Genomic DNA, 18,537 nt, shown 5'->3' on the forward strand with positions numbered 1-18,537 from the left:
GTAAGATGTCCCGAAAACAGGAAGTTGGCCGAAGCGTCATGACGCGTCGAACGGTACTGCGCAGCGGTGCCGGCGCGCTGCTGTGCTCTACCTCTGGTCTTGCGACGATGTCGCGGGCCCAAGAGGCGAATATCGCGCAACAGCCGTTCGATTTCGATTATCTCACCGAAATGATGCGCAACCGCGCAACCAAACCCGACAGGATACCGCCCGAACCCGGCGGGTTTTTCCAGGAGCTGGACTACGACGGATACCAGCATATCCGGTTCCTGCCGACGAACGCGCACTGGGCGGGGTCGAAGTCGATCGATTACCGCCTGCACCCGTTCCATCTGGGCTGGCTCTTCAAGGCGCCCGTGCAGCTTTACGAGCTGCAGGACGGCATGGCGCAACCGCTCACCTTTTCGACCGACGACTTCGAATACCACGGCGACGTCAAGGACTCGGTACCCGAGCACTACGACATGCCCGGCGTCGCGGGGTTCAAGCTGAACTATCCGCTGAACCGCCCCGACCTGCATGACGAGGTGATCTCGTTCGTGGGGTCGAGCTATTTCCGCGCGCTGGGGCAGGGCAACGCCTACGGCATTTCGGCCCGCGGGCTGGCGGTGGACACGGGGCTGTCCAAGGCCGAGGAGTTTCCCCGGTTCTCGGCCTTCTGGGTGTCGCGTCCCGCCGACCAGTCGCGCAGCATCACGGTTTACGCCGCGCTCGACAGTGCCAGCCTGACCGGTGCCTACCGCATGGTCATCACGCCGGGCGTCGAGACGGTGATCGACGTCACCGCGCGGCTGTTCTTCCGCAACGAGGTGCAGCAGCTGGGCATCGCGCCCCTGACGTCGATGTTCCTTTATTCCGACATCAATCGCGCGGGCTACGACGATTTCCGCCCGCAGGTGCATGACAGCGACGGCCTGCGGATCGTGCGCGACGACGGTGATGTCCTGTGGCGGCCGCTGAACAACCCCCAGCGGCTGGCAAGCTCGTACTTCACGCTGACCCAACCGCAAAGCTTCGGGCTGGTCCAGCGCGACCGCGACTTCGACTCCTATCAGGATGCCGAGGCGGATTACGAACGCCGCCCCTCGGTCGAGGTCGAGCCGCAGGGCGACTGGGGTCGCGGGACCGTGCGGCTGGTCGAAATCCCGTCTGAGCGCGAGATCAACGACAACATCGTCGCCTACTGGGTGCCCGAAACGCCGGTTGCCGCGGGCGAGGCGCGCGAGTTTTCCTATCGACTGCGCTGGGGCGACCTGCCGGTGGCCCGAACCGAGGAACGTGCGGTCGTCGTCGCCACGCGCGGCGGCGTCGGCGGGGCCTCGGGCCTGATCGAGGCGCCGGATTCGCGCAAGTTCGTCATCGACTTTCAGGGCGGCATGCTGGACCGCGTCGGCGCCGACGACGAAGAGATCGAACCGGTGGTGACTATATCAGGTGGTCAGCTTGACGTCGTTACGCTGTCAAAAGTGGCAGAGGCGGGGGTGTGGCGACTTGTCCTAGACGTCGCATCGGAACCCGGCTCGGTGGTTGAGCTTTCGGCACATATTGCCGGCTACGGCCGGAAACTTTCAGAAGTCTGGCTTTTCCAATGGGTGAAACCGTGACCGATACGAACCTGACCTCGGCCGCCGCGCAATCCACGGCCTCGTCGTCCGAGACCGAAAGCTGGGGCGCGCTGCCCCAGGCGCCGCTGCCGATGCCCGAGCAACCGCTTGAACGGCAGCGCGCGCCCCTTCGTCTTCCCTTCGGCCTGACGCTGCGCCGGGCCGGGCAGTGAGCTTCGTTCCCGACCCGGTCGGCGCGCCGCGCCGCACCCCGGCCGGGGTGACGGTTCTGCGCTGGGCTGCGATCCTCTTCGCGCTTCTGGCGGGCGGCGGGGCGACGGCGATCTTTCTGCAATACAGCGCCGCCAAGGGGCTGACCCCCTTCGCCGTCATCAGCGCGGTCTTCCTGCTGCTGTCGACGACCTGGCTGGCCTGGGGCGCGACGCTGGGTCTGGCGGGGCTGGTGCCCACCCGCCCGCGTCCCGTGCCGCGCGGCGATCTGGCCGGGCGGCTGGCGATCCTCGTGCCCGTCTACAACGAAGAGCCCGCGGGCACCTTTGCCCGGATCGCGGCGATGGACGCCTCGTTGCGCCGCGCCGCCCCGGGGTTCGAGGCCCATTTCGCCATCCTGTCCGACACCCGGGCCGAGGATCTGGCCGCGGAGGAGCGGCGCTGGTTCGCTCGCCTGCTCAAGGATACCGGCGGCGAGGGGCGAATGTTCTACCGCCGCCGCAAGGAGAATACCGGACGCAAGGCCGGGAATATCGAGGATTTCTTTCGCCAGTCCGGCGCCGCCTACGACTATGCGCTGATCCTTGACGCCGACAGCCTGATGGAGGGCGATCTGGTGGTCGAGATGGTCCGCCGGATGGAGGGTGACCCGACGCTGGGCCTGCTGCAATCGCTGCCCAAGATCATCCGTGCGCAGTCGCGCTTCGGCCGCGCGATGCAGTTCGCGGCCTCGTTCTATTCGCCGGTCTTCGCCCGCGGCCTTGCCCGTCTTCAGGGGCGGACGGGGCCCTTCTGGGGGCACAACGCGATGGTCCGCACCCGGGCCTTCGCCGGCTGCTGTGGCCTGCCGGTGCTGTCCGGCCCACCCCCCTTCGGCGGCCATATCCTCAGCCACGATTACGTCGAGGCGGCGCTGCTGGCGCGGGGCGGCTGGACCGTGCGGCTGGACGTCGATCTTGAGGGGTCCTTCGAGGAAGGTCCCGACAACCTGGTCGAGCATGCCAAGCGCGACCGCCGCTGGTGCCAGGGCAACCTGCAGCACGCACGGCTGCTGCCCGCGCCGGGGCTGCCCGGGTGGAACCGGTTCGTGTTCCTGCAGGGCATACTGGCCTATGTCGCACCGCTTTTCTGGGCGGGTTTCGTGATCTCGACGCTGGGCGACGCGGTGACGGCGCCGCCGCCGGACTATTTTCCCGACCCGCACCAGTTCTTCCCGGTCTTCCCGTCGGATGAAACGGCCAAGGCGATCGGGCTGGCCATCGGGATCTTCGGCCTGCTGATCATGCCGAAGCTGCTGATCCTTCTCGGGGCGCTGATCTCGGGCCGGGCACGCGGTTTCGGTGGCGCGACCTCGGCGATCTCGACGCTGGCCGATCTGGCGTTGTCGAGCGTGATGGCGCCGATTCTGATGGCCTACCAGACCCGCTCGGTCTGCCAGGTACTCCTGGGGCTGGATGGTGGCTGGCCCGCCAACCGCCGCGGCGGGGCCGAGCTGACGCTGGGCGAAGCCTGGGCCGCCTGCCGTTTCGTCGTGCTCTGGGGACTTGCGGGGCTGGTCGCGGCGCGAATCTGGACGCCCGACCTGATGATCTGGCTCCTGCCGGTGCTGCTGCCGATGATCCTGTCGCCCGCGATCATCTCGCTGACATCGCGCGGTCGGGTGGGCGCGGTCTTCGCCACGCCGACTGAAACCTCGCGTCCAGATGTGGCCGCGTTGCACGATGCCGTTCTGGCACGCTGGCATCCGGTGGACGCAAATGCTACGGGCGACCCCACGGACGGGGATCAGGCCGCCCCCGCGTCAGAGCCGGCCGGAGAGCCCATGCGTGTCTGACACTTCCATCGCCCGCGCGCCCGGAGAGGGCGCAGCCAGCCAGACGGATCCACAGACGACAAGTTCCCAGCGCCCCGCCTTCGAAAGCGGGGCGTCGTCGCCTGCGGGCACGCGATCCCCGGCCGACCGCGACGATGGCAGCCCTGACGGCTGCTCAGAAGACCGATCGCGCGACAGATTGGGCGACGGCGCGCGCGCCGCGTCAGCTGACGACGGCGGGTCCGGCGCCGGCGGGGCGGAGCGTTTCGAAAATTCGCTGGTCGTGCGGGCTGTCACGGGCGGGCGCGACGCGCGGATCGATGTCTTCCGCGGGCTCGCCCTGGCGATGATATACATCAACCACGTCCCGCAGACGATCTACGACGAGATCACCAGCCGCAATTTCGGCTTCTCCGACGCGGCCGAGCTGTTCGTCTTCCTCTCCGGCACCTCGGCGGGGCTGGCCTATTCGCGCTATTTCCGGTCGGGGCCGCTCTGGCCCGGGTTGTCGCGGATCTGGGGCCGGGCCTGGACGCTGTACCTCGTGCATCTGTTCATCCTGGTGTGGGTGCTGGCGCTTGCGGCGGCGGTGGCACGCTGGGGTGGTGACCCCGACATGCTGTGGCGCGACAACATGCAGTATTTCGGGATCGACCCCACGGCGTTCCTGATGGGGCTCCCGTCGCTGACACACCAGCTGGGCTACGTGAATATCCTGCCGCTCTACATCGTGCTGCTGCTGATCGCGCCCCTGCCGATTATCGCGGGGCTGCGCGCGCCGTGGCTGACGATACTGGGGTCGGGCATCGTCTGGGCGGTCTGCGACCAGTTCCGGATCAACCTACCGAACTTTCCAACCCCGGGCGGCTGGTTCTTCAACCCGCTGGCCTGGCAGTTCCTCTTCACCATCGGCCTGATGACGGGCATCGCGCTGAAGGACGGGCGGCGCCTGGTTCCGCGGCACCCCGCGCTGATCGGGCTGAGCGGGGCGATCGTGCTGGGCGCGCTGCTCTGGATGAAGTGGAAAACGCTGGGATACGCCGCCAACAGCGGCCTGCGCTGGCTGGCCCAGCACGGCGCACCCTACTGGGTGCGCAACTTCGACAAGACGTTCCTGGCGGTGCCGCGGCTGGTGCATATCCTTGCTGCCGCCTATTTCTTCTCGGCCCTGCCCATCGTCCGCCGGATCTGCGGCAGCCCCTGGCTGCGGTTCTTCGACGTGCTGGGCCGCCATGCGCTGCCGGTCTTCGCGGCGGGCACTTTGCTATCTTTTGCCGCGCGTGCGGTGCGCGAACTGACGCCGCCGTCTCTGTTGCTCGATACCGCGCTGATCGCGGCGGGGCTGCTCGCGCTGTGGCTGCTGGCGGAAATCTACGATCGCGTACGGATGGCCCGGGCGAAGTGAGCCGCGTGCGCCCGGACGGCCGGCGGGCCGCCGCGTTTTAGGCGCCGCGTTTTAGACGGCGGCGAGGCGGTCGTTGATATGCGCCAGAAGGCTGGGGATCTGGATCGGCTTTTGCAGCAGTGGCGCCTCGGGCAGGTTGTCGCGGATGTAGCGTTCGTCGTAGCCCGAGGCATACAGGAACGGGACCCCGCGGTCGCGCAGGTCTTCGGCCACGGCGACGGGGGAGATCCCGCCGAGGTTGGCATCGAGAACCGCGAAATCCGGCGTTTCGGTCGCGACCAGCTTCATCGCGCTGGCGACGGTCGGGGCCGGCCCGATGCAGGTGAATCCCGCATCTTCAAGCTGCATCATGAGGTCGAGACCGACGAGGACCTCGTCTTCGACGACGAGAACGCGATAAGGCATTTTAGGGTCACGCATTATGGTGCGCCCCGGGTCCGGCTGCGGCCCCATGTGGCAAGGGCACGGTTTCGGATACTGGCGGCACGGAGATAACTGACATGGGGTGTGAACCAAACGCGACGGCGCCGGTTCCATCACGTTCGCCGAAGGCTGCGTGAGAGCGACGATAATACCTCATCGCGTCCCGCTGGTTATTCTGGAAGGGTCGGGGCAAGCGCCCTAAATTATCGATGGATGTCAGGGGGTGTGACATGCGCGACGACGACGAATCGGACAGCAAGGACCCGGATGGGGATACGGCCGCCGACCTGCCCGGCGCCTTCGATCTCCTCGTTGATGTCCTGATGATCGAGGCGGAGCCCCTGGACGATGCCGCTCTGCGCGCCCGTCTTGCCCGGCGTAACGATACCGCGTCCCGGGCCTGCGTCCTCCTTGGTGTGGCGCCCGAGCGGGCGGCGCGCCTTGCCCCCTCCGAGGCCGACGGCGCGACGCTGCCGCTGACCAGGGCCGAGGAGGGCGCGCGGCTGGCCGCCGGTCAGCTTCTTTGGGCGCCGCCCGGTGTCGCGGTGCGAGCAACGGGCGGGCGGCTGCGGCTGGTCGCCGATCCCGCCCCCGGCGCTGCGACCGGGCCTGCCGAGCGCCGCGCCGCGACAGATGCGGACGGGACGGGCGAGCCGACGCCCGCGCCCGTTGCGCGCCCCGCCCCCGAGGACCACGCCGGAACCGCGATTTCGGAGGCGGAGATCGCGCGCATCCGGGCCGAGCTGCGCCATATCCGCGTGGTGCTGTCGAACCGGGTCGCGCAGCACGGTTTCGTCGCCCGGCTGGGCACGCTGAGCCTTGAGGGGATGGAGGCCGCGGCGCTGACCGCGGAGATCCCCGGCGGACTGGCCCATGTATTGGGCGTGGACTTTGCCAAGGTGCTGCGCTGCCGGCCCGGCACAGATGCGGTCGAGCTTGTGGCCAGCCACGGGCTGGACGTGCCGCTTGGCACGCTGATCGATGGCGGGCCGAAATCGCAGGCGGGTTACACGTTGATGAGCGGGATGCCCGTGCTGGTGCGCGACCTGCCGACCGACGACCGCTTCGACGGGCCGCCGCTGTTGCGGCAGGCAGGGGTGATCTCTGGCTTGAGCGTCATCATAGGCGATCCCCGCAACCCCATGGGCGTGATCGGGGTGCATTCGCGCACGCCACGCGATTTCACCCGCGACGACCAGGTGTTCCTGCAATCCGTGGCCAACATCCTTGCCGCCGCGCTGCGGCGCGAGGCGGACGACCGGCAGAAACGGCTGCTGCTGGACGAGTTGCGCCACAGGGTGAAGAACATGCTGGCGACGGTGCAGTCGGTCACCGCGCTGTCGCTGCGCCACTCGGGTGTCGCGGGGGCCGTCGCCGCCACGCTGGGGGACAGGCTGCGCGCGCTGGCCCGGGCGCACGACCTGAATTTCCGCCGCAGCGACGATTACGTCGACATGCGCGAACTCGTCCGCCTGCAGGTCGATCCCTATGATCCCGATGGCGCCCGCGTCAGCTTCGAAGGCCCCGAAACCGCGTCGATGCCGCCAAACATCGCCATTGAGATGTCGATGCTGGTGCATGAGCTGGTGACCAACGCGGTGAAATACGGGGCGCTCTCGACCGAGTCGGGCCACGTCATCATCCGCAGCGGCGCCAGTCACGGGGCGCATGGCTGGCGGCTGAGCCTGGACTGGCACGAGGTGGGCGGCCCGGGCTTTGCCGAACCGCCTCATGTGGGGGCGGGGACGCGCCTGCTGCAGGCGATCGCCGCGCAGCCTGCCTTCGACATGGATTATGCACCGCACGCCGGCGGCCTTGATTGCCGCATCACGGTCGATCTGTCGGGGGCCTGACGGTCCCCTCGCCGGGGGCGTAGATCTCGGACCGGGCAGAGAGGGCCAGGTCGGCCACATCCGCGCTCAGCTCCAGCGTCGGGAGGTCGGCATAGGCGATCCAAGCCGCCTCCGTCGCATCGTCGCCCGCCCTGGGGTGACCCTGCGGCGCCTGCATCAGCATGGCCACAAGGACGAAATGGTGTCTCAGTGTCCCCGCGGGGTCACTATCCAGCACGTCCAGTGCCGTCAGAACCCGCACCGGGGTGGCGATGAGGCCGGTCTCCTCTCGCAGCTCGCGCCGCGCCGCCTCGGCCATGGTTTCCCCGCGCTCGATCCGGCCGCCGGGAAATCCCCAGAGGCCCGCGTCAGGCGGGTTGGCCCGGCGCACGAGAAGCACCGCGTCGGGTCCGGGAAGGACCGCCAGCACGGCGACCTCGGGACGGGACAGGGGACGCGGCTGGGACTGTGCGGGCATCGGCCGGTTTCCTTTGGCAGGGTCGGGCGGGGCCAGCCTAGGCCCGGGTGCCGACGGCGGCCAGAGGGCGACGATGCGAAAGCCAGGGCCAAGCCCCGCGGGGGCGGGCCCGAAAGGCATCGTGTCACTTCAAGGAGGGGGGGATGGTGGGCGACCCTGGAATCGAACCAGGCGTGGGTCTCCCCGGCGGAGTTACAGTCCGCTGCCGCACCTTGCAGCACGTCGCCCGCGCGGCGGGGGCGTGCCCCCTAGCGCGAGGCGTGGGATACCGTTCGTCCCCCGGGGCGTCAACCTGAAAATCCCTTGCCTCTGGCTGCGTCATCCCGCATCTGTCGGCCCCGATCCAGAACAGGGGATGCAGGTGGCCGAGAAACCGAAATGGGTGATCGAAAAAGAGCGTGCGCGCCGGGAGGAGGCGCAGGCGACGCTGTGGCTGTTCGGTCTGCACGCCGTGCGCGATGCGCTTCTGAACCCCGCCCGGCAGAAGCTGCGGCTGGTGCTGACGAAGAACGCCGCCGACCGTCTGGGTGACGCGCCCGAGCGGGCGGGCATCGCGCCCGAGATCGCCGATCCGCGCAGGTTCCCCGTGCCGCTCGATCCCGGCTCGGTCCATCAGGGCGCCGCTGTCGAGGTGCGGCCGTTGGACTGGGGCGAGCTTGAGGCATTGTGCACGACGGGCGAGGGGCCGGGACTGGTCGTCCTGCTCGACCGGGTGACCGACCCGCACAATGTCGGCGCCATCCTGCGGTCGGCCGAGGTGTTCGGCGCCCGCGCCGTGATCGCCCCGGCGCGCCACTCGGCGCCCGAAACCGGCGCGCTGGCCAAGACCGCCTCGGGCGCGCTGGAGCGTCAGCCCTATTGCCGGGTGACGAACCTGTCCCGCACGATGGAGCGGTTGAAGGACATGGGATTCGTCCTCTTCGGCCTGGCCGGCGAGTCCGAGGTCGACCTGGCCGATGCCGTGGCCGGTGCCGCCGACCGGCCCGTGGGGTTGGTGCTGGGGGCCGAGGGGCCGGGGTTGCGCGACAAGACGCGCGACACCTGCGATGCGCTGGTGCGGATCCCCGCGGCGGGCGGGTTCGGGTCGCTCAACGTGTCGAACGCCGCTGCCGTGGCCCTGTATGCCGCGCGTATGGCGCAGGAGGGTGGCCGCGGCTAGGGCCGCGTCGCGGAATGCAGCCGGAGCGATGATCGGCGCCAAATTGCGCAGCTCTGTTCACAGATGCATTACACGGGGTTTCCCCGGGGCCGCGGGTGCCTAAATCATGTGTCATGATCGCGGGGACGGAACACCCTGCGTTTCACTTCACTGTCCCTCGTTCCAAGACTGGCGCCCGGAGGTCCCTCCGGGCGCTTTTTTCGTGCCCTGTGGACCTCGCGGGAAACTCTGGTCTCTGGGCCACGGGGGCCATCTTCACGCGTGCAGCGCTCTTCAGGTGCGCGTGATCTGGGCCTTGATCGCTTCGGTATCGATGATCGACCGGACGTCGCGGATCAGTCCGGCGTCGCAGGTATAGAAGACGTGTTCCTCGAACCGGACGCGCCGGCCGTTGACGGGCAGACCGAAGACGGTGCCCGAAGGCGTGCAGTCGAACCGCAGCCTGCAGGCGATCTGCGGCGCTTTGGTGACCAGTTGCACGATGTTGAAGTGCAGATCGGGAACCGCCCGGTAATCCGCCTGCAGCATCTTGCGGTAGCCCGACAGTCCGAGAGGTTTGCCGTCATGGGCCACGTCGGGATGCACGAAGCGATCTAATCCCGGCCAGTCTTGCGCATTCAGGCAGTCGATATAGCCATGATACGCCCGGACAAGTTCGGGGTCGGTCATCTGCCCGCTTCTTACAGTTTCACGCACCCGCCAGCCCTATCATGCCGGGCGCCGGTCGCAGGAAGTGCGGCGCCAAACCGCGCGCTACAATCGAGTCGCGGAGACCGGGCCGGGAAAGCAGGGCGGACCGCCTACCGGCTGGCCTTTTCGTCGATGCCCGACCGGCCCTCGCGGCGGGCAAGCTCGGCTTCGACATCGTCGAGCGTCAGGTCGTGGGCGGCCAGCATCACCAGCAGGTGGTAAAGGACGTCGGCGGCTTCCGAGGCAAGGCGGGCGCGGTCGCCGCGCACCGCCTCGATGATCGCCTCGACCGATTCCTCGCCGAACTTCTCGGCACATTTCTCGGGGCCGCGCGCCAGAAGCTTCGCCGTCCACGAGGTGTCGGGATCGGCGTCCTTGCGTGCCGCGATGGTCGCTGCAAGGCGGGTGAGGGCGGTATCGGTCATGCCGGCCTCATCGGGATGCCGGCGGCTGCCATGTGGGCCTTGGCCTCGGCAATGGTGTATTCGCCGAAGTGAAAGATCGAGGCGGCGAGCACCGCGCTGGCGCCGCCCTCGGTCACCCCTTCGACCAGGTGGTCGAGGGTGCCGACCCCGCCCGAGGCGATAACCGGCACCGGCACCGCGTCCGAGATCGCGCGCGTCAGGGGAAGGTTGAAGCCGGCCTTTGTCCCGTCGCGGTCCATGGAGGTCAGCAGGATTTCGCCCGCTCCCTTGGCCGCGACCATGCGGGCAAAGTCGACCGCGTCGATGCCCGTGGGCTTGCGTCCGCCGTGGGTGAAGATCTCCCACTTTCCCGGCGCCACGGTCTTGGCGTCGATGGCCACCACGATGCACTGCGCGCCGAAGCGGTTCGCCGCCTCGGCCACCACGTCGGGGTTGGCAACGGCGGCCGAGTTGAAGCTGACCTTGTCGGCCCCCGCCAAGAGCAGGGCCCGCACGTCGTCGACCGTGCGCACGCCCCCGCCCACCGTCAGCGGCATGAAGCAGTGCTCGGCCGTGCGGCGGGCCAGATCGTACATCGTGCCACGGTTTTCATGCGTGGCGTGGATGTCGAGAAAGCAGAGCTCGTCCGCGCCCGCGGCATCATAGACACGGGCCTGTTCCACCGGGTCGCCCGCGTCGCGCAGGTCGAGAAAGTTGACGCCCTTCACCACGCGGCCATCGGCCACGTCGAGACAGGGGATGATACGGGTCTTCAGCATGCCCCGAGGCATAGAAGCTTCGGACGCCGGGCGCCAGAGGCTCTGTGCCCGTAGGTGTCGTGCAGGGTGTGAACCTGTCGTCTTGCAGGGGCGCGGGGCAGGGGATGCAGCCGGCCGAAGGTGCCGGGGCCTTCCCCTGAACCCCATTCCGCGCCGCGCGTCCTGCCATGACACGGAGCATCGGCGCCGGGCTCAGCCCGCCAGCGCGTCCAGCGCGGCCCGCAGGTCCAGTGCGCCGTCGTAAAGTGCCCGGCCCGAGATCGCGCCGGCGATCACGCCGGTGTCGCGCAACGCGGTCAGGTCGTCCATCGACGACACCCCGCCCGAGGCGATGACCGGGATCGACACGGCGCGGGCCAGCGCCTCGGTCGCCAAGACATTGGGGCCCGCCATCGCGCCATCGCGGTCGATGTCGGTGTAGATGATCGCGGCGACGCCCGCGTCCTCGAAGCTTTGCGCCAGGTCCGTGGCATCGACGTCGGTCTCTTCCGCCCAGCCGCGCGTCGCGACCTTGCCCGACCGTGCATCAAGCCCTACGGCCACGCGGCCCGGGAACGCCCGCGCAGCGGCACGGACCAGGTCCGGATCCTCGACAGCCACGGTGCCCAGGATCACGCGGGCCACCCCCCGGTCGAGCCAGGCCTCGATGGTGGCCATGTCGCGAAGGCCGCCCCCCAGCTGGACGGGAACCTCGACGGCGGCAAGGATCGCCTCGACCGCCGCGGCGTTGACCGGGCGGCCCTCGAAGGCACCGTTCAGATCGACGAGGTGCAGCCAGTCGCAGCCGGCCTCGGCAAAGCTGCGGGCCTGCGCGGCGGGGTCCTCGCCGAAGACGGTCGCCGATCCCATGTCGCCGCGCAGCAGGCGCACGCAGTGGCCGTCCTTCAGATCGATTGCGGGGTAGAGGATCATCGCCGGGGTCCTTTGTGCTGCACGCCGCGGGTGCGGTTGGGCCTTCGTGTAGCCGGGCGGCGGGGCCAAGGACAAGAGCATGGGCCGACAACGGATCGGCCCGGGGCAGGCGCGCCGCCATCTGTCCGGGCCTCCCACCGCCGCGACGTGACGTTTCGCTTGGCGTTGGGGCATCCCGGCGCGACCATGGCGATATCGACTTTGGGAGGAGTGCGATGAAGACGACCCTGATGGCCGCCGCGGCGGCCCTGTTCACCTTGACGGCCGGAGTTGCGGCGGCGGATCCTGCCGAGGGGCTGTGGCAGACCCAGCCCGGCGACGACGGCGCCTTTGCCCACGTCCGGATCGCGCCCTGCGGGGATGCGCTCTGCGGCGGTCTGGAACGCGCGTTCGGCGCGGATGGCCAGCCGATCCAAAGCGCCAATATCGGCCGCGCGATGGTTTGGGACATGCAGCCCAAGGGCGGTGGCGCCTACGGCGACGGCAAGGTCTGGGCGCCGGACCGTGACAAGACCTACAACTCGCGCATGCAGCTGACCGGCGACCGTCTGCGCGTCGAGGGCTGCGTCTTCGGCATCTGCCGCGGCCAGACCTGGGTGCGGGTCAAGTAGCGGAACAGCCGCCCCGGCCCCGGTGTTGCAGTGACAAAGCAAGGGAGATTTCCATGCCGATCGTCAAAAGCACCGATGGAACGGAGCTCTATGTCAAGGACTGGGGCAGCGGACGCCCTGTCGTCCTGATCCACGGCTGGCCGCTCAACGCCGACAGCTGGGAGGCGCAGAGCCTCGCCCTTGCGCGCGGCGGCTACCGCGTCGTCAGCTACGACCGGCGCGGCTTCGGCCGCTCCGGTCAACCGTGGGAGGGGTACGACTACGACCGCATGGCCGATGACCTGTCCAGCGTGATCAACGCGCTAGGGCTGCGCGATGCCTCCCTCGTGGGCTTCTCGATGGGGGGCGGCGAGGTCGCGCGCTACATGTCACGCCACGGCGGCGAAAGGGTGGCGCAGTCCGCGCTGATCTCCTCGGTCGCGCCCTACATGCTTAAGTCCGACGACAACGCCGACGGCGTGCCGGGCGAGGTTCTAGACAGCATGAAGGCGGGCATCGAAAACGACCGCGCCGCCTTCTTCACCGAGTTCTTCAAGGATTTTTACGGCGCGGGGACGCCCGGCGGCGGCGTCTCGGAGGCGCTGCGCCATTGGGCGTGGAGCATGGCGATGATGGCCTCCCCCAAAGCCACGCTCGACTGCGTCGATGCTTTCGGTCGTACCGACATGCGCGGGGATATGGCCGCTTTCACGGTGCCCACGCTGGTCGTTCACGGCACCGGCGACGCGACCGTCCCCATCGATCCGTCGGGCCGGCAGGCGGCAAAGCTCGCCCCGCAGGCCGAGCTCAGGGAATACGACGGCGCCCCACACGGCCTGACCGCGACGCATGCGGATCAGCTGAACAAGGACCTCCTGGCATTCCTCAAGGGCTGATCGCCAAGAGCCCCGGCCGGACCTTACTAGGGGAAGGAGCAAACACTCCCCTAGCGCTCCCCCGTTAGGGCCCGACACCGCCCGGGGCGCCGAGCGCAATCCCGGGGCTTCTTCTCTTCAGAAATACTCCCGCCGGAGGCACGAGGGCCACCCCGACGGGGTGGCCCTCAAACCGGACGGCGTGCGCCGCAGGCGCTCAGCATGACTGCGGTGCGATCCCGCGCAACCGTGCGATCATATCTTGCGCCCGGCCACGCGGACCTCGGCTATGGCGCGGTCGTCGCCCATCATGATCGTCGGGAAGACCGCCTCCCAGATGTCCTCTGCCCGGGCCGCCCGCTGCGCGATCGCGGGTGTCGAGGCGAGGTCGAGCACGACCAGATCGGCCTCGCCCCCCTTGGAGAGCCTGCCGATCCTGTCTTCCAACCGCAGGGCCCGTGCCGACCCTTCCGTTGCCAGCCACAAAAGCTGCGCGGGATGCAGCGCCGTGCCCGACAATTGTCCGATCTCATAGGCCGCGGCCATCGTCCGCAGCATCGAAAAGGAGGATCCGCCGCCGGTGTCCGTGGCCAGCCCGATCCGCTGGCCATCGGCGCGCAGGCTGGCCAGCGGCATCAGGCCCGAGCCGATGAAGGTGTTCGAGGTCGGGCAATGCACCAGCGCCGCGCCGCTGTCGCGCAGCCGCGCGCGCTCGCGCGGGTCCAGGTGGATCGCGTGGCCGAACAGGGCCCCGGGGCCCAGAAGCCCCGCCGCCTCGTAAGTGTCGAGGTAGTCGCGCGCCTCGGGGAAGAGCTCGCGCACCCATGCGACCTCGTCCGTCTGCTCCGACAGGTGGGTCTGCATCGCGCAGTCGGGGTGTTCGGCCCAGAGCGCCCCCAGCGCCGACAGCTGGTCGCGCGACGAGGTGGGCGAGAACCGCGGCGTGATGGCGTAGCCCAGCCGGCCGCGACCATGCCATGCCTCGATCAGGGCCTTGCTGTCGTCGTAGGCGGATTGCGGGGTGTCGCGCAGCCCCTCGGGCGCGTTGCGATCCATGCAGGTCTTGCCCGCGATCAGCCTCTGTCCGCGTGCTTCGGCGGCGGCAAAGAGCGCGTCGGTGCTGCAGGGGTGTATGGTGCAGAAGCTGGCGACCGTGGTCGTCCCGTGCGCCAGCGTCAGGTCGAGGTAGCGGTTGGCGATCTCTTCGGCATAGGCGGGATCGGCGAACCGCATCTCCTCGGGAAAGGTGTAGTCGTTCAGCCAGTCGATCAGCCGCTTGCCCCAGCTCGCGATCATCGCGGTCTGGGGGTAATGGGCGTGGGCATCGATGAACCCCGGCAGGATCAGCGCGTCGCCGTGATCGGTCACAGTGGCCTGCGGATGGGCGGCGCGCAGGGCGTCGGCGGACCCCACGTCGCGGATGTGACCGTCTTCGACCAGCACGGCGCCGCGGCGTTCGTGGCGGGTCGCCGCCTCGTGCGATTCGACGAAGGGGTCGGCGGTGAATGCCAGGGTCTGGCCCAGGATCAGCTCTGACATCGGGGTCCTTTCGACATGTCCGGACGCCACATTAGGCGGAGCCGCGAACAAGGTAAATCGCGCCGCGCCCACTGGCGGCGAAGGCAACGCTCGCCTATGGTCGCCGCAGCGCGGCGGCGCGGTTCACGAGGTCCTGCAGGGGGAGACGCGCATGGCACAAGACAACGCCACGGCCGAGGTGCTCGAACCGCGGGACGACGATGCCTATGCGCTCGATTCCCGCACCGTGTCCGCCATCCTCGACGCGGTCGAGGCTCAGGACAGCGCCCGCCTGCAGGAGCTGATGGAGCCGTTCCACGCGGCCGACATCGCCGACCTTCTGGAACAGGTGGACGACGACGACCGCCGCGCCCTGATCGCGCTGATGGGCGACGAATTCGACGGTGATATCCTGTCGGAACTGGCCGAGGGCGTGCGCGAGGACGTGATCGCCGCGCTGGCCCCCCAGGTGCTGAGCCAGGCGGTTCTCGAGCTGGAATCCGACGACGTCGTCGACCTGATCGAAGATCTCGAAGAGCCGACGCAGGAGACGATCCTCGAAATCCTCGAAGCCTCGGACCGGGTGGCGGTCGAGCAGGCGCTCAGCCTGCCCGAATACTCCGCCGGCCGCCTGATGCAGCGCGAGGTCGTGATGGCTCCCGAGCACTGGAGCGTCGGCGAGGCGATCGACTACATGCGCGCCCATGACGACCTGCCCGAACAGTTCTACCACATCGTGCTGGTCGACCCCCGGCTGCGCCCGGTGGGCCAGACCACCCTGGGCAAGATCATGTCGTCGCGGCGCGAGGTGAAGCTGGCCGACATCGTCGAGGAGAGCTTTCGCACCTTCCGCGTCGACGAGGAGGAGGGCGATGTCGCCTATGCCTTCAACCAGTATCACCTGATCTCGGCGCCGGTGACCGACGGCGAGGGGCGGCTGGTCGGCGTCATCACGATCGACGATGCGATGATCGTCCTGCAGGAAGAGAACGAAGAGGACATCCGCCGTCTTGCCGGGATCGGGGTCGAAAGCCTGAACGACCGCACGCTGACCATCGTGCGGCAGCGGTTCCCCTGGCTTTTCGTCAACCTCATCACCGCGATCCTGGCCAGCCTCGTCATCGCCCAGTTCGAAGAGACGATCGGCGCCATCGTCGCGCTGGCGGTGCTGATGCCCATCGTCGCGTCGATGGGCGGCAACGCGGGCACCCAGTCGCTGACCGTGGCGGTGCGGTCGCTGGCGACGCGCGACCTGACGGGATCCAACGCGATCCGGGTGCTCAGGCGGGAAATCGTGGCGGGGCTGGTCAATGGCTGCGTCTTCGCCATCCTGATGGGGATCATCGGATTTCTCTGGTTCGGCACGCCGATGCTGGGCGCTGTGATCGCGACCGCGATGGTCATCAACCTGGTCATCGCGGGGCTTGCGGGGATCCTGATCCCGCTCACGCTGGACAAGGTGGGTGTCGACCCGGCGCTGGCGTCGGGCGTCTTCGTGACCACCGTGACCGATGTCATGGGGTTTTTCGTCTTCCTCGGCCTTGCGGGGATCTTCCTGATCTGATCGCGGGTTGCCCCGTCACACGGTTCCCATGTCCGAGGCCTTAGCGATGACCGATTCCACCCCGTCCGCCCCCGGCACGCCCGGCGATACCCTGACCCGCCGCAAGGCCGCGTTGCGACGAGACGCTCTGGCGGCGCGCGAGGCCGCGTACGGCAAGGCAGGGGGGACATCCGGGGGCACCGCCGGGGACGGGGCGACGGCACGTGCCACGGCGCGCCTGTCCGATCTGCTCGCGCGGACCGAGGGTCGGATCGTTGCGGGCTACATGCCGATCCGCTCGGAACTCGACCCGCGCCCGGCGATGGAGGCCGAGGCGGCGCGCCGCCCGGTCTGCGTGCCGGTGATCGAGGCCCGGGGCGCGCCGCTGATCTTTCGCCAGTGGACGCCCGACGCGACGCTGATCCCCGGCACCTTCGGTGCGCTGATCCCCGAACGGAGTGCAACGCTGGTGCCTGACGTCGTCATCGTCCCGCTGGTCGCCTTCGACAGGCAGGGCGGACGGCTGGGCTACGGCGGCGGCTTCTACGACCGTACCCTTGCAGGCCTGCGCGATCGCGGCGCCGCACTCGCCATAGGTTTCGCCTACGCGGCGCAGGAGGTCGGGGACCTGCCGATCGAGCCCACCGACATCCCGCTCGACTGGGTGGTGACCGAGGATGAGGTGATCGGACCGCTGACGTAATACCCCGAGAAGATGCGGGGCGATTGCAAAGCCATGTCCGATGATCGAAAGCTATCGGGGCCGCCTGCCGGGGCGTATAAATGCCCGAGGAAGACATCCTCCATTGCAGCTGAAAGAGGACGCATGACTCAGAAGCAGGTTGTTCGAGGGGACGGCACTCCGTCACGTCGCGATCAGGTTCTGGCGCACTGGCGGCGGGTCATGAAGCGAGAGCCCGACCTGGTTTCGCCAAGGACATTTTCCGAGAAACTCCTTGTCCGGCTGACCGGCCCGTCGGATCCGATCTACCCGCTCATCGGCTACAAGCATCTCGTGCCAAGTTTCGTCCGGCAAGCGGTGGGGGATCGCGTACGCATTCCCAAGCGATACCTGGTGACACCCGCGCTGGAGCCCGGCGATTTCGATCTGTTGCCGGACAGGTTCGTTCTCAAGTCATCCTATGCCTCGGGGCTCAACCTGATCGTGGAGGACAAGGCGGCTCTGGACTGGGACGAGACCTGTCAGCACTTCAATTCCCAGATCGGGACAAAGCTGAATGCACGCAGGCAACGCGGAGAGTGGAATTGCATCATTGCGGAGGAGCATCTAGGGGACGGCGGACCGCAAAGCCCGGACGACCTGAAGTTCTTTTGCTTTCATGGGAGTGACGGGTCTTTCGACTATTTCATGCAGATCAATACCGGACGTTTCGAGGACCACAAACACAGCTTCTTCGGATCCGACGGTGTTCGATTGCCGTTCAAGGCGAGCGGTACGGACAGGCATGAAACCGACCCTAAACTTCCCGCCAATCTGAGCGATGCAGTCGAAATTGCGTATGACCTGTCGCGCGGATTCGATCACATTCGGGTCGACCTGTACTCCGTTCGCGGCGAGATCTGGTTTGGCGAGCTGACTCCTTTCCACGTGGGGGCGAAATGCAGCTTCGACGATCCCGGTGCGGACGCCTGGATCGGGGACAAGTGGGAGCAGCGGTTTCCCTGGTTCAACGGCTACGACCTTGACCGCGACGCACCCAGGCCGCCCCTGGGCGCCTTGGGGGCCAGATATGAGTGAACTCGTCGCGAGGAGTTGGGCCCCAGACGCATCGATTTCTGGCGGGTGGCGTGAGCCGGGCTTCGCAAGAACACAACGATCGTGAGCGATGTTTTCCGGCTAACCCCGGCTAAGAAGGATCGCCCGCGGCCCTTCGTTCCGCAAAGCAATGGCGGTCCCCGTGTCGAGGACAGGCGTGGTCTAGCAGGATTATCTTAATCAATCGCAATGGAGTGTGTTGGCGCGGCGCGCCGGTGGCTTATGGCCCAGACCGAAGGCTCTACAGCCGTGGAGGCGGGGGAGCGTTGCCTGGATGCGGCGCGGGGTTACCGGCAGAGGTGCCTCAAGGCGCCGAGGATCATGATCGACGTGAGCAGGCAAATGCCGTGTGTTCGAGTGAGCCTGCGCAAGCACCTCGAAGCGCACCGCACCTTGTCACCGCTGCGGGTCAAGAAAGGGAAGCGCGGGCGCCTGATCGGGCGATGTTCGGGGATTGAAAACGATCCGGTGGCTCGTTTTCCCGAAGGCGGGCATGGACGGCCAGGTCGCACGCCGTCGCCGGCACGGAGGGGCGCACGTTGCGGCGCTTCATGGCCTAGGGCC

At 68.1% G+C, this 18,537-nt stretch carries 18 protein-coding genes and 1 tRNA gene; 11 read left to right on the forward strand and 8 right to left on the reverse strand.

Annotated elements, in window-relative coordinates; genetic code table 11:
• The first annotated feature begins 38 nt into the window (after positions 1-38).
• From EKE94_RS01155 to EKE94_RS01165, 4 genes are read left to right on the forward strand one after another with little or no spacing between them, the layout of a single operon-like run.
• On the forward strand, positions 39-1,604 hold the full coding sequence (locus EKE94_RS01155) for a glucan biosynthesis protein (RefSeq protein WP_127904774.1): 1,566 nt from the start codon (positions 39-41) through the stop codon (positions 1,602-1,604).
• Positions 1,601-1,777 (forward strand): hypothetical protein, encoded by a 177-nt coding sequence (locus EKE94_RS18515; RefSeq protein WP_164870777.1) that lies wholly within the window; start codon positions 1,601-1,603, stop codon positions 1,775-1,777. The genes EKE94_RS01155 and EKE94_RS18515 overlap by 4 nt, the downstream gene beginning before the upstream one ends.
• Positions 1,774-3,609 (forward strand): glucans biosynthesis glucosyltransferase MdoH, encoded by a 1,836-nt coding sequence (mdoH, locus tag EKE94_RS01160; protein ID WP_127904775.1) that lies wholly within the window; start codon positions 1,774-1,776, stop codon positions 3,607-3,609. Before EKE94_RS18515 ends, mdoH begins: the two co-directional genes overlap by 4 nt.
• Entirely contained in the window at positions 3,602-4,993 is a 1,392-nt protein-coding gene (locus EKE94_RS01165; RefSeq protein ID WP_235855855.1) for an OpgC family protein, read from the forward strand. Before mdoH ends, EKE94_RS01165 begins: the two co-directional genes overlap by 8 nt.
• A gap of 51 nt (positions 4,994-5,044) precedes the next feature.
• Here the strand turns inward: EKE94_RS01165 and EKE94_RS01170 are convergent, their stop codons facing one another.
• Complete coding sequence (locus tag EKE94_RS01170) at positions 5,045-5,398, reverse strand: response regulator (protein ID WP_164870778.1); 354 nt, start codon at positions 5,396-5,398, stop codon at positions 5,045-5,047.
• A 248-nt stretch (positions 5,399-5,646) separates the two neighbouring features.
• On the opposite strand from EKE94_RS01170, the gene EKE94_RS01175 reads away from it, so the two are divergent.
• On the forward strand, positions 5,647-7,269 hold the full coding sequence (locus EKE94_RS01175; RefSeq protein ID WP_127904778.1) for a sensor histidine kinase: 1,623 nt from the start codon (positions 5,647-5,649) through the stop codon (positions 7,267-7,269).
• Here the strand turns inward: EKE94_RS01175 and EKE94_RS01180 are convergent.
• A complete protein-coding gene (locus tag EKE94_RS01180; RefSeq protein WP_127904779.1) occupies positions 7,244-7,726 on the reverse strand; it encodes an NUDIX hydrolase in 483 nt (160 codons plus the stop codon). The two genes, EKE94_RS01175 and EKE94_RS01180, sit on opposite strands and share 26 nt — an antisense overlap.
• Positions 7,727-7,870: 144 nt before the next feature.
• Positions 7,871-7,954: transfer RNA gene (locus tag EKE94_RS01185), tRNA-Tyr, on the reverse strand.
• Between the two features lie 127 nt (positions 7,955-8,081).
• On the opposite strand from EKE94_RS01185, the gene rlmB reads away from it, so the two are divergent.
• Positions 8,082-8,885 carry a 23S rRNA (guanosine(2251)-2'-O)-methyltransferase RlmB gene (gene rlmB, locus EKE94_RS01190; RefSeq protein ID WP_127904780.1) on the forward strand — a complete coding sequence of 268 codons (804 nt, stop codon included), beginning with the start codon at positions 8,082-8,084 and terminating at the stop codon, positions 8,883-8,885.
• Between the two features lie 273 nt (positions 8,886-9,158).
• On the opposite strand, the gene EKE94_RS01195 is transcribed toward rlmB, so the two are convergent.
• The 4 genes from EKE94_RS01195 to hisA all read right to left on the reverse strand — a co-directional run bounded on the left by EKE94_RS01195 (position 9,159) and on the right by hisA (position 11,670).
• On the reverse strand, positions 9,159-9,554 hold the full coding sequence (locus tag EKE94_RS01195) for an ester cyclase (RefSeq protein WP_127904781.1): 396 nt from the start codon (positions 9,552-9,554) through the stop codon (positions 9,159-9,161).
• A gap of 131 nt (positions 9,555-9,685) precedes the next feature.
• Positions 9,686-10,000, reverse strand: a complete 315-nt coding sequence (locus EKE94_RS01200) for a phosphoribosyl-ATP diphosphatase (RefSeq protein WP_127904782.1) — start codon at positions 9,998-10,000, stop codon at positions 9,686-9,688.
• Positions 9,997-10,758, reverse strand: a complete 762-nt coding sequence (hisF, locus tag EKE94_RS01205; protein ID WP_127904783.1) for an imidazole glycerol phosphate synthase subunit HisF — start codon at positions 10,756-10,758, stop codon at positions 9,997-9,999. Before hisF ends, EKE94_RS01200 begins: the two co-directional genes overlap by 4 nt.
• A 192-nt stretch (positions 10,759-10,950) precedes the next feature.
• Positions 10,951-11,670, reverse strand: coding sequence for a 1-(5-phosphoribosyl)-5-[(5-phosphoribosylamino)methylideneamino]imidazole-4-carboxamide isomerase (gene hisA, locus EKE94_RS01210; RefSeq protein WP_127904784.1), 720 nt, complete (start codon positions 11,668-11,670; stop codon positions 10,951-10,953).
• 215 nt (positions 11,671-11,885) lie between these two features.
• Here hisA and EKE94_RS01215 point away from each other — a divergent pair, with 215 nt between their 5' ends.
• Together EKE94_RS01215 and EKE94_RS01220 are read left to right on the forward strand one after the other, a co-directional pair.
• Entirely contained in the window at positions 11,886-12,281 is a 396-nt protein-coding gene (locus EKE94_RS01215) for a DUF2147 domain-containing protein (RefSeq protein WP_127904785.1), read from the forward strand.
• A gap of 53 nt (positions 12,282-12,334) precedes the next feature.
• Complete coding sequence (locus tag EKE94_RS01220; RefSeq protein ID WP_127904786.1) at positions 12,335-13,156, forward strand: alpha/beta fold hydrolase; 822 nt, start codon at positions 12,335-12,337, stop codon at positions 13,154-13,156.
• A 234-nt stretch (positions 13,157-13,390) separates the two neighbouring features.
• Here the strand turns inward: EKE94_RS01220 and guaD are convergent, their stop codons facing one another.
• Entirely contained in the window at positions 13,391-14,674 is a 1,284-nt protein-coding gene (gene guaD / locus EKE94_RS01225) for a guanine deaminase (protein WP_127904787.1), read from the reverse strand.
• 151 nt (positions 14,675-14,825) lie between these two features.
• Here guaD and mgtE point away from each other — a divergent pair, with 151 nt between their 5' ends.
• The 3 genes from mgtE to EKE94_RS01240 all read left to right on the forward strand — a co-directional run bounded on the left by mgtE (position 14,826) and on the right by EKE94_RS01240 (position 17,955).
• Positions 14,826-16,217: a magnesium transporter gene (gene mgtE / locus EKE94_RS01230; protein ID WP_127904788.1), complete on the forward strand. Its 1,392-nt coding sequence runs from the start codon at positions 14,826-14,828 to the stop codon at positions 16,215-16,217.
• Positions 16,218-16,263: 46 nt separating this feature from the next.
• The gene (locus tag EKE94_RS01235; protein ID WP_127904789.1) at positions 16,264-16,899 is read left to right on the forward strand and encodes a 5-formyltetrahydrofolate cyclo-ligase; all 636 of its coding nucleotides are present in this window, start codon (positions 16,264-16,266) and stop codon (positions 16,897-16,899) included.
• A 123-nt stretch (positions 16,900-17,022) separates the two neighbouring features.
• Positions 17,023-17,955 carry an ATP-grasp fold amidoligase family protein gene (locus tag EKE94_RS01240; protein ID WP_164870779.1) on the forward strand — a complete coding sequence of 311 codons (933 nt, stop codon included), beginning with the start codon at positions 17,023-17,025 and terminating at the stop codon, positions 17,953-17,955.
• Positions 17,956-18,537: the final 582 nt, after the last annotated feature.

The sequence above is a fragment of the Mesobaculum littorinae genome (assembly GCF_004011175.1).
Taxonomy (GTDB): domain Bacteria; phylum Pseudomonadota; class Alphaproteobacteria; order Rhodobacterales; family Rhodobacteraceae; genus Tranquillimonas; species Tranquillimonas littorinae.